This is a genomic window from Colwellia sp. E150_009 (assembly GCF_053543955.1).
In genome coordinates, this window is the sequence record NZ_JBHFOM010000008.1 from 1 (window position 1) to 10982 (window position 10982).

The 10982-nt window shown below is 36.3% G+C and carries 12 protein-coding genes, 1 tRNA gene and 1 pseudogene; 7 read left to right on the forward strand and 7 right to left on the reverse strand.

Features of this window, described 5'->3' with window-relative positions:
* The first annotated feature begins 230 nt into the window (after positions 1 to 230).
* Together msrB and ACE1OF_RS05495 are read left to right on the forward strand one after the other, a co-directional pair.
* On the forward strand, positions 231 to 602 hold the full coding sequence (msrB, locus tag ACE1OF_RS05490; protein WP_448893244.1) for a peptide-methionine (R)-S-oxide reductase MsrB: 372 nt from the start codon (positions 231 to 233) through the stop codon (positions 600 to 602).
* Positions 603 to 773: 171 nt separating this feature from the next.
* Positions 774 to 2225, forward strand: coding sequence for a glyceraldehyde-3-phosphate dehydrogenase (locus ACE1OF_RS05495; protein ID WP_448893245.1), 1452 nt, complete (start codon positions 774 to 776; stop codon positions 2223 to 2225).
* A gap of 83 nt (positions 2226 to 2308) precedes the next feature.
* On the opposite strand, the gene ACE1OF_RS05500 is transcribed toward ACE1OF_RS05495, so the two are convergent.
* The 6 genes from ACE1OF_RS05500 to ACE1OF_RS05525 all read right to left on the reverse strand — a co-directional run bounded on the left by ACE1OF_RS05500 (position 2309) and on the right by ACE1OF_RS05525 (position 5265).
* Positions 2309 to 2641, reverse strand: coding sequence for a TusE/DsrC/DsvC family sulfur relay protein (locus ACE1OF_RS05500; protein ID WP_448893246.1), 333 nt, complete (start codon positions 2639 to 2641; stop codon positions 2309 to 2311).
* A complete protein-coding gene (gene tusB, locus ACE1OF_RS05505; protein WP_448893247.1) occupies positions 2632 to 2931 on the reverse strand; it encodes a sulfurtransferase complex subunit TusB in 300 nt (99 codons plus the stop codon). The genes ACE1OF_RS05500 and tusB overlap by 10 nt, the downstream gene beginning before the upstream one ends.
* A gap of 34 nt (positions 2932 to 2965) precedes the next feature.
* Complete coding sequence (gene tusC, locus ACE1OF_RS05510; RefSeq protein WP_448893248.1) at positions 2966 to 3337, reverse strand: sulfurtransferase complex subunit TusC; 372 nt, start codon at positions 3335 to 3337, stop codon at positions 2966 to 2968.
* On the reverse strand, positions 3337 to 3747 hold the full coding sequence (tusD, locus tag ACE1OF_RS05515) for a sulfurtransferase complex subunit TusD (RefSeq protein ID WP_448893249.1): 411 nt from the start codon (positions 3745 to 3747) through the stop codon (positions 3337 to 3339). Before tusD ends, tusC begins: the two co-directional genes overlap by 1 nt.
* A 100-nt stretch (positions 3748 to 3847) precedes the next feature.
* The gene (locus tag ACE1OF_RS05520; RefSeq protein ID WP_448893250.1) at positions 3848 to 4516 is read right to left on the reverse strand and encodes a Bax inhibitor-1/YccA family protein; all 669 of its coding nucleotides are present in this window, start codon (positions 4514 to 4516) and stop codon (positions 3848 to 3850) included.
* Between the two features lie 140 nt (positions 4517 to 4656).
* Entirely contained in the window at positions 4657 to 5265 is a 609-nt protein-coding gene (locus ACE1OF_RS05525; protein WP_448893251.1) for a DNA-3-methyladenine glycosylase I, read from the reverse strand.
* 177 nt (positions 5266 to 5442) lie between these two features.
* On the opposite strand from ACE1OF_RS05525, the gene ACE1OF_RS05530 reads away from it, so the two are divergent.
* Both ACE1OF_RS05530 and ACE1OF_RS05535 read left to right on the forward strand, forming a co-directional pair.
* Positions 5443 to 5533: transfer RNA gene (locus tag ACE1OF_RS05530), tRNA-Ser, on the forward strand.
* A 488-nt stretch (positions 5534 to 6021) separates the two neighbouring features.
* A complete protein-coding gene (locus tag ACE1OF_RS05535; protein WP_448893252.1) occupies positions 6022 to 6396 on the forward strand; it encodes a hypothetical protein in 375 nt (124 codons plus the stop codon).
* 64 nt (positions 6397 to 6460) lie between these two features.
* On the opposite strand, the gene ACE1OF_RS05540 is transcribed toward ACE1OF_RS05535, so the two are convergent.
* On the reverse strand, positions 6461 to 7435 hold the full coding sequence (locus tag ACE1OF_RS05540) for an FHA domain-containing protein (RefSeq protein ID WP_448893253.1): 975 nt from the start codon (positions 7433 to 7435) through the stop codon (positions 6461 to 6463).
* A 459-nt stretch (positions 7436 to 7894) separates the two neighbouring features.
* Between ACE1OF_RS05540 and ACE1OF_RS05545 the strand changes: the two genes are divergently transcribed.
* The 3 genes and pseudogenes from ACE1OF_RS05545 (at position 7895) to cas1f (ending at position 10973) form a co-directional block, all read left to right on the forward strand.
* Positions 7895 to 9556, forward strand: coding sequence for a SulP family inorganic anion transporter (locus tag ACE1OF_RS05545; RefSeq protein ID WP_448893254.1), 1662 nt, complete (start codon positions 7895 to 7897; stop codon positions 9554 to 9556).
* 201 nt (positions 9557 to 9757) lie between these two features.
* Positions 9758 to 9880, forward strand: a complete 123-nt coding sequence (locus tag ACE1OF_RS05550) for a hypothetical protein (protein ID WP_448893255.1) — start codon at positions 9758 to 9760, stop codon at positions 9878 to 9880.
* Positions 9881 to 9987: 107 nt separating this feature from the next.
* Positions 9988 to 10973: pseudogene (gene cas1f, locus ACE1OF_RS05555) on the forward strand (type I-F CRISPR-associated endonuclease Cas1f).
* The last annotated feature ends 9 nt before the right edge of the window (positions 10974 to 10982 follow it).

Here is a 10982-nt window from a genome sequence, read left to right on the forward strand (position 1 = left end):
CCCTTTGGGAGCTCATTAGCAAACTGATAACATCGCAAAATTGAAGAAATATAGAGTAACTATGTTTAATCAATTTTCCTTGTTCTAAGCCCGCTAATGAAGCTCTGAGTTGGGAAGAAATTTAATCAAATTGGTATAAACTGCTGCAAAAATAATCAGCAAAGATCAACAAACCCTAATATCATCAATCTAATACGCTAACGTATATTTTAAAGTTTGGAGTAATTACTATGAACGATCATTATAAAAAAAAGCTCAGTGACGAAGCTTACAAAGTGTGCCGACTTGCTGCTACAGAACGCCCTTTTACGGGTATTTATAATGATCATTGGCTCGCAGGTACTTATCTTTGTGCCTGTTGCGACAAACCGTTATTTGAAAGCGCACATAAGTTTGATGCGGGCTGCGGTTGGCCAAGTTTTTATGAGTCTATTGACGGCAATGTGGCTTATTTAGATGATATAAGCCACAACATGATCCGTACTGAAATTCAATGTCAGCACTGTCAATCTCATCTTGGTCATGTCTTTGATGACGGTCCTAAGCCCACGGGTAAAAGATACTGCGTAAACTCGCTCAGCTTAACTTTTCAGCCCATTTAATATGATTTTTATCAATAAATATTTTTGTAACCTATAGAGAATTATTACGTCTTGCATTACAATATGCGCGCAATAAACCTCTACCATAGTCTAGTTTTTTATTTTTAATAATTAGATTATTATGATTACAGTAAATTATCGTTCAATTGATTGAAATATAAGGCTTAACTAATGACGTCTCATCTTGAGGAAGAATATCAAACAAGTTGGCAAGAACGCCAAACCTTCGCAGAAAATATGCAACCCATTATTGGTCAACTATTTAGAAATAAAGGTATTGAAATATCTGTCTATGGTCGTCCACTGCTCAATGCTTCTCCTATTGATATTATTAAAGCGCATAAATCTGTCGCTTTACATGAAGAGAGAAAATTACGATTACGTGAAAGTTTTCCATTTGTAGAAGCACTCAGCAAAATGGAATTATCGCCAGCGCGTATTGATGTGGGCAAATTAGCATATCGTTACTTATTTCAAGGGCAGTCAAATGACTTGTCAATTGATCAATATTTAGAAAAAGAACTAACAGCAGTGAGTGGTGCGAAAGATAAAGCGGCTAGCCAAGATGTTGTTTTATATGGTTTTGGTCGAATTGGCCGTTTATTAGCCCGTTTATTGATAGAACAAACAGGCCCTAACGCCAAATTAAACCTTCGTGCTATTGTTTTACGTCCAAGTAAAGGCGGTGACGATTTGGCAAAACGTGCCAGTTTGTTACGTCGCGACTCCGTACATGGTGCCTTTAATGGTAGTATTACCATTGATAAAGATAACAACGTAATTAAAGCAAATGGTGCTTTTATTAAAGTTATTTACGCTAATTCACCGTCAGAAGTTGATTACACTGAGCACGATATTGAAAACGCGCTTGTTGTTGATAATACAGGTATTTGGTCTGATGAAGAAGGCTTAGGGCAACATTTACAATCTAAAGGTGTTGCTAAAGTATTACTAACAGCGCCAGCTAAAGGCGACATAAAAAATATTGTTTATGGTGTTAACCATAATATGATTTTGCCAGAAGATAACATTGTGTCGGCAGCAAGTTGTACTACCAACGCAATAACACCTGTACTAAAAGCTTTGAATGATGAATTTGGTATTAAAAATGGTCATGTTGAAACGATTCACTCTTATACTAATGATCAAAACCTAATTGATAACTATCATAAAGCACCACGTCGTGGACGTAGTGCGCCATTAAATATGGTTATTAGTACAACAGGTGCTGCAAAAGCGGTTGCTAAAGCGTTACCGGAATTAAAAGGTTTATTAACGGGTAATGCTATTCGTGTACCTACGCCAAATGTTTCCATGGCTATTATGAATTTAAACTTGAAAAAATCGACAGATAAAGACAGTTTGAACAATTACTTGCGTGAAATTTCATTGAAATCTGATTTACAAAACCAAGTAGATTACACTGCTTCAAGTGAAATTGTGTCAACCGATTTAGTTGGTTCACGTTATGCGGGTGTTGTTGATTCACAAGCAACAATTGTTGATGGTGATCGCGCTGTGTTATATGTATGGTATGACAATGAGTTTGGTTATAGCTGTCAAGTTGTACGTGTTATGCTTGAAATGGCAGGTATTACTGTACCTACATTACCTGTTAAGTAGTTATTAACTTAGAAAGCATAAGCTAAGTCATTATTTTAAAAGCGCCAACATTTTTTGTGTGGCGCTTTTTTAATACATAACTGTTACAAACACCGTTTAGGTTTGGGTAAGCCAGCATATTTAGTTGCTTGTTTTGCTGGGCCATCAGGAAATAAACGAAACAGATAACGGCTACTGGCTTTTTCTTCGCCAAACTCTGCTTTCATTGCTTTAGTTAACGCACGAATTGCTGGAGAAGTATTGTAAGTGAGATAAAATTGGCGAACAAAATGAATCACTTCCCAGTGTGCATCAGTTAATACAACGTTATCTTGCAACGCAATTTCATTGGCTAACGCTTCTTCCCAAAGGGTATAATCTAACAAGTAACCTTGCTGGTCAGTAGCCACTTCATTACCATTAAATTTTATTGCCATGTTATTACTCTGTCGTTATTAAAGGTAAGAGACACTAACGCTGTCATATCAATTTCAGTACAAAGCTCTGTATTTATCGTGATAGCGCGTGCTTGTGCATGGGAAGATAGCACCATTAATTGGATGTTTTTATTCTTTTCGGTGTTCATGGTATTAATTAAATAATGCTGTAGGTTATAACAGCCGTCATCAGCAAAAACAATGCAATCTTTATTGCCCAGTGTTTGTATACATTGATAGAAATCATTCGTAGTAAAAGCACTTTGACGAACAATGTGAAGAGTAGTCATAGTTGGGTTTCCGAAAAACTAAAAAATAACAATGCTAAAACCTTAAAATAGTATGATGAGAAGTCAATTGCGCTGCAAAGGCTTCAGAGCCTAATACCTGTACCGCTTCAATGTGAAAGGTATCGGCTAAGTTGCGTTCAATTAACGAGGCTTGGCAAACATATATCTCCTCAATATCGTAAAACTCAAACGCAGCAAATGTTTTAAGGTAATCTTTAACTGCGACAATAGCACCGTTTTGCCCTTGCACTAATTGCCATACCCCGTCACCTTGAAAAAATAACGACACGGGTTGCTCAAACGAGCCAAACACTAAGGCAATATCCAATGCGTCTTTGCCTGCCGAACTACCGTAGGGTGCCTTACTATTGAGTATGGCTAAGGATTTAATTATTGATTTAACCATTAAAACTGCACCATTCGATCAGCTTTTGATGATAACTCAACTAGCTCTCCCAAACCTGAAACGGTAAAAATAGGATGAATGTTCTGTATATGTTCATCACTAATACCGCGCTTTTCTGCTGCTGTAATACATAGATGTAGTGGTAAACTATAGTGGTTGTATAAACGTTGCCAGCAGGGCAGATATTGAAACTCATCACTGGCAATTTGAACACTTGTGCTAGCATGCATAACACCGTCTTGATAAAAAAATACACCAATAACCTCAACACCTGTTTTAAGGGCTGTTTCAATGTAATCAAGCGCGGTAACACTTAAATTACTATATGGTGGTGTGGTAACAATAACGGCTAGTGTCTTCACTAAAATAATCTCTATTTGAGTTTTATCAATAAACATAAAAAAGAACATAAAAAAGCCCCGCGTTGGCGAGGCTTGATATTATAACGTTTTTTTTGGAGACTAAAAGCGAATTAGCTTAAGCTTAACGTAAGGAATAAAATACCTTGTGTTAATCATCGCCACCAAATACACCTAAAAGGTGAAGTAAGTGAACAAAAATATTATAAATATTTAAATACAATGAAACAGTTGCTCTAATGTAATTACGCTCACCACCATTGATAATACGGCTTGTGTCAAACAAAATCAAACCAGACATTAACATAATAACCGCAGCACTTACGGCTAATGAAAGGGCAGGGATTTGAAAGAAAATATTAGCTAAACTTGCAACTAATACAACAATCAATCCTGTCATTAAGAAGCCACCCATAAATGAGAAGTCTTTCTTGCTGGTTAATGCATAACCTGATAAGGCAAAAAATATTAATGCAGTACCACCAAGCGCTTGCATAATAATAGCAGGGCCACCAGGCATTGCAGCGTACGCGTTAAGCATTGGCCCAAGCGAAGCACCCATCAACCCAGTAAAACCAAATATCCAATAAATACCACTAGCAGAGTCGGCTTTTTTGTTTACAACAAACATTAAACCAAAAGCAACTAGCATCATGACAAGCGCTGCCATGTGAGACAAGTTCATTGCCATAGAAACACCAGCAGTTACCGCACTAAACGCTAACGTCATTGATAAAAGCATATAAGTATTTTTCAATACTTTGTTTATTTCAATAGCTGAGCTTTTACTTGCTGTTTGAAAATTCATATTAGTTTGCATAAAACTTCCTTTAAAACTTAATGATAATAACTTTATATAAGCTAAGATAAGGGCATTTACGTAAAGTTCAAGTTATTTGGCTAAACAATCGTTAACGACCTTGTGACATATTATGACATGGTGTTTTTCAAATAGCTAGCTCACAATTGCTGATATTTTTCTAAAATGTGTTTCCGTTTGTAACAATCCAAACTATGGTCATTCACCATACCACAGGCCTGCATATGTGCATAACAAATAGTAGAACCAACAAATTTAAAGCCACGTTTTTTTAAATCTTTACTCCACGCATCAGATTCAGCACTTGTGGCAGGAAAATCAGCTAATGTTTTATTTTCATTAACAATAGTTTTATTACCGACAAACCCCCACATATATTTACTGAAACTGCCAAACTCGTGCTGAACCTCAATAAATAACTTTGCGTTATTAATTGCCGCATTAATTTTACCTCTATTACGAATAATGGCTGAATTAAGCATAAGTTGCTCAACTTTGTCTTGATCAAATGTTGCCACAATATTTACATCAAAGTTAGCAAACGCATCACGATAACCTTGCCGACGTTTTAAAATGGTATACCAACTTAACCCCGCTTGTGCAGACTCAAGGCATAAAAACTCAAATAGCTTGTGATCATCATAAACAGGTACACCCCACTCATCATCATGATAAGCAACGTAATCGGGTTTTGACATATCAAGCCAAGGGCACCGACACACTGTATTGTTATGCTCAGGTTTACTCATAAAAAACTCCTCGTTCTGCATATATTCTTGTTTGAAATAAAAGCAAGATGCTTAATTTTCTAGCAAACAAACTTAAAACTAACATAATTTGTAAAATAGTACTTTACAAGCGGTTAGCGAGACTTTAATATTCGCCTCGTTCTCAAGCAAGCATTGTTTTGCTACTTGTTTACTTCAGGTGAGATGGCTGAGTGGTCGAAAGCACCGGTCTTGAAAACCGGCAAGGGTTTGTAGCCCTTCTAGAGTTCAAATCTCTATCTCACCGCCACATTCCAAGAAACCCCGTTAATCGAAAGATTAACGGGGTTTTTTCTTTTCAGGGTTTATGGAAAAAGAGACTGGGTTTGTAGCGCTAAACCTTTGAGTAGAGTTCAAATCTGGATTCACCGCTACATTCCAAGAAACCCCGTTAACCGAAAGATTAACGGGGTTTTTCTTTTCAGGGTTTATGGAAAAAGAGACTGGGTTTGTAGCGCTAAACCTTTGAGTAGAGTTCAAATCTGGATTCACTGCCACATTTTAGAAAACCGCAACTTTAACGAGTCGCGGTTTTTTCGTTTATAGTTGATGGAATCTGCTCTCGCAATTAAATCTCTATTGCTAGATTTACCGTGTAATGCCGTGTAATGGTCAATATACCTTTCATGTCGATATGATAGTACATAGTTTAAATGCAATAACTGCCAAGTTTTATAGATTTACTCATAAGTGTTTATCTATAGGTGGCAACACAATATGGATAGATTGGAGAATACAATGAGCAAACGTCTAGATAACACTAAGGTAACGCCTGAAGAGCATACCTCTAATGCGCTTGTTCATAATACACTAGTAAATAACTTAAAAATTGAGCATGTAAACAATACCTCTTTGTACTGTTTTTTCACTAGAACTGAACGTAATGATGTGACTGCAAAAATTAATACAGAACCCAAAAGACAAGGCAAGTCACCAATTCCTACTCGCGTAACGACTATTATTGATGTGTATAGCCAAGACAAATTAATGAGCAATGCAAACCGAAATTTATTAGCACAACCAGAAAGGCCGCAGCCCATTATTAGAAAAATCAATACAGCGTTGTCTAAGCTACACAGACTTCCTAAATCAATGATGTTGTTTTTTAAATAACAAAAAATAGTTAAACGTTTTGATTACTGTTTAACTACCTGTAAGGCTTTAAATAATTTATTGGTTATTGACAACGAGTATCGTATTCAACTTTATCGCCTTTTATAATCTTAAAAAATTTTGATGCTAAACGTATTTTCCCTGTATTACGCTCAATAATATTACTGGTTTCGCAGGTGTTATTGAGTGCTTCTACAAATTGTTTACGAATGCGATAAATTTGGATATTCAAGTGGCTGGCATCTACGCCTAAATCTTTAGCCAATGATTCTGCATAAAGCCATCCTTGTTCGCTATTATCAAATCCTGCTTTTATATCTTTCACTCGTTGTCGTGCTAAACATAGTGTGAGGTAATGATGACTACGTACTAACAGGTCTATATTTCTGTCGCCAGTTTGTATAACAAGATGCGTACTTTCTTCATCAAGGCTTGTTTGAAAAATAAATGTTAGCTCATTAAGTGAGGTGACACTTGGTTTCACTATTTGTGTTTCAGCTAGTGGGCGATTTATTTGTAACTGCCATTTTAAACCGTTAAATATAATATATTCTTGATTACGCAATTCCATAGGCGTTGCAGACTCACTCAAATCATCATCCAATACTTCTTGCCACCAAGAACAGGATTGATTGTTATAACGCAGTAAAATTTCATGGGATTCTTGATTTGGTAATAAATGAAAATACTCAAGTTCAATTACTTCGCTATTATGCTCAATAGGAACAAGGCAATCACATGGAGACTTAATATCAAATACTTCAAACGCATTACTTGAGTTACTAGCAAAATTTATCACATCACCAACATTTAGTTGAACTACTTGGTTTCGGCTTAGTTTATTACCATTTAACCACGTACCATTACTGCTAACATCACGTAATAACCAATATCTATCGTTCCATTCAATAAAAGCATGAACCTTAGAAACAAATGAATCATCAATAAAAGTATTTACCGAATTTTTAAGCCGACCAAAACTATGGTGGGATTGTAAAAAATAACGCTGTTGCATTTCTTTGTTAAATAAAGTGGCCATAACTTCTTCTTTTAGTTATATCGAATATCGTTAAGTATTTGACTAAACGTATGGTAAGAGACGAACGTAGACGTAACATATCAAGTTAATTAAAACATCTCAACTAACAGAGCCTAGCTAACTGATAATCAATTAATTAAAGGAATTTTTGCTGTTAAATTTTTGTAGGGTTTAACGCGATATTCCCTCACTATTTGTTAATAAATCGCAACGTAAACGAGTTATGAATTTTTCACCTCATATTCATAGTATAGTAATCACTTTGTTTTTATACATTGTACAACGACACGGTGAAAGTACTAATAAAACTAGGTTATATTAATTTTATTGACAAAACCCAAGGCAAAATTAGCCAACAAATGGCATTATTCAAAGTAATGCATTTTAATTGTTTGTAATAAGTGGGTTATGAAATACACAAGTCCCGCTTATTGAATATTTCATACAGGAGCTTTTCTTTTGCTTGGTAATCGTTTTGAAAATGTAAATTTAAAAGGTGATATCTTTGGTGGTGTCACCACTGCTATTATTTCCTTACCATTGGCACTTGCTTTCGGTGTTGCCTCTGGCGCAGGAGCTGAAGCAGGTCTTTGGGGTGCTATTATGGTCGGTTTTTTTGCCGCACTGTTTGGAGGTTCAACGTCACTAATTTCAGAGCCAACAGGGCCAATGACTGTCATCATGACGGCTGTTTTAACCAGTATGATGGCAAAATACCCAGAAACAGGTATGGCAATGTCGTTCACTGTGGTAATGATGGCTGGCGCTTTTCAAGTATTGTTAGGTACGTTGAAACTCGGAAAATATGTTACTTTAATGCCATACAGTGTTATTTCTGGGTTTATGTCTGGCATAGGTGTTATATTAATTATCTTGCAAATCTCTCCATTGTTAGGGCATTCAGCACCAGCTGGTGGTGTTTTAGGTACAATTTCTGCGCTGCCTGATACCTTGTCTAACATCGTATTTAGTGAACTATTTCTAGGCGTATTAACGTTAGCTGTATTAATTTACTTTCCTAAACAATACCGAAAATACGTTCCTGCACAATTAGTTGCATTGGTTGCTGTGACACTTTTATCTATTTTATTGTTTGATACAGACAGCATTCGCCGAATAGGTGAAATACCCGCGGGTTTACCCTCTGTTGTAATTCCTCATTTTAATGCAGATATGTTTACCACCATGATAATAGATGCGTTAGTTTTAGGCACGTTAGGTTGTATTGACACACTGCTAACCGCTGTTATTGGTGATTCATTGACCCGTAAAGAACATGATTCAGACAAAGAATTACGTGGTCAAGGTTTTGCCAATATGATTTCAGGTTTGTTTGGTGCTTTACCGGGGGCAGGCGCTACTATGGGCACAGTAACCAATATACAAGTAGGCGCCCGAAGTCCTATTTCAGGTATGGTTCGCGCTATTGTACTGGCCTTAGTGGTGTTAGTGGCAGGCGGGTTAACTGAACCTATTCCAATGGCGGTATTAGCAGGTATTGCCGTTTACGTAGGTTTAAATATTTTAGATTGGAGTTTTATTCAACGCGCACATAAAGTCAGCATTCAAGGCATGGTAATTATGTATGGGGTAATGTTACTCACGGTATTTGTAGATTTAATCGCTGCCGTTGGGCTAGGCGTATTCATTTCTAACATTATTATTATAGACAAATTAAGCAAAGTACAAGCACGTAAAGTGAAGGCTATTAGCGATGGTGATAATAATGTTGTACCGTTAAGTCATAGCGAACGTGAAATGTTAGATAAAGCAGACGGTAAAGTGCTATTTTTTTACTTATCTGGCCCTATGATATTTAGTGTATCGAAAGCAATATCACGTCAGCATGCCAGTATAGCTAATTACCAAGTGATGATATTAGATTTAACCGATGTTCCTATGATTGATGTAACCGTAGGGTTAGCACTCGAAAATGCAATAAAAGATGCTCTTGATGCCCAATGTGAAGTGCTACTAGTTTGCCCTAATACAGAAACAAGGCAACAATTAGCTAAATTCCATGTTTTAACCTTAATAGCAGAAGAACATCATTATTTAAATAGACAGCATGCTTTGCAAGCATCACTTAAGCATGTTGAGTGTAAACGGGATATAAAGTAATAAGTACAATGAATGGGTGATGCATTATTAACAAATAAAATAAGAGAACGTGTCAGTAAAAAATTGATTTTTAATACATGCACTTACTTAAACTCGGCGGAATAATAGTTATTTCGCTTCAATATGACCAAACAGAAGACAACGACAAAACCCGAAAAATGTTTGACGTATACGCTAATGAATTAAAACGCTTAGCAACTGATGTTGGCTTATTTATTTACCAAACTAGAAACACCAAAAGAAGCAGACAAACTTGGCAGAAACTACGTGTCATGGCAAACCGTTGTATTACAAATGCCCGACGATGGTACAGGACAATTTTGATTGCTTCTCAATATACGTTTTGATATGTTGAAACAGCGTTATAAATACATGTTAGTAATAGTAACAACCAAAAATAACTATAGAACGGATTCAAGAAGAAGGTACGTATGGACGATTTGTCACCATCAAACTTAAAAAGTATTCTCCATTCAAAACGCGCTAATATTTATTACCTAGAATACTGTCGAGTAATGCAAAAAGATGGCAGGGTTTTATATTTAACAGAAGCAAAAAAAGAAAATTTATATTTTAACATTCCTATTGCCAATACTACTGTTTTGCTTTTAGGCAATGGCACATCAATTACCCAAGCAGCAGTACGCATGTTAAGCCAAGCTGGTGTACTTGTTGGCTTTAGCGGCGGTGGTGGCACACCACTTTACATGGCAAATAATGTAGAGCACGCTATTGAATGGATGACACCTCAAAGCGAATACCGACCAACTGAATATTTACACGGATGGATGCAATTCTGGTTCGATGACGAAAAACGATTAAATGCAGCTAAACAATTTCAAACGTTACGTATTGAATACCTATCCCGAGTATGGAGCAAAGATAAAGATCTTAAACAAAATGGTTTTTTAATAACCGATAATGCTATTCAAAGTTCATTGGCCATTTTTACAAAACGGACTGAAGCCGCCAGTAAACAATCTGATTTATTACTAACTGAAGCACAGCTCACCAAAGCACTTTATAAGTTTGCTGCCAATAATACCAACTTGATAATTTTACTCGACAACACCAAAGCTCTGATTTAGGTAATGACTTCTTGAACCATGGTAATTACTTAGCTTATGGCCTTGCTGCTTGTACTTTATGGGTATTAGGTATACCGCATGGTTTTGCCGTAATGCATGGTAAAACTAGACGAGGTGCCTTAGTGTTTGATGTGGCAGACTTAATAAAAGACGCATTAGTGCTCCCTTGGGCGTTTATTTGCGCGAAAGAAAATGCAACAGAACAAGAGTTTAGACAACAAATATTGCAAGCCTTTACCGACCACAAAGCATTAGATTATATGTTTGATGCCGTAAAACAAATTGCACTACAAAATCATACCAGTAAACCAATTGAGGCAAATACTTAATGACAAGTT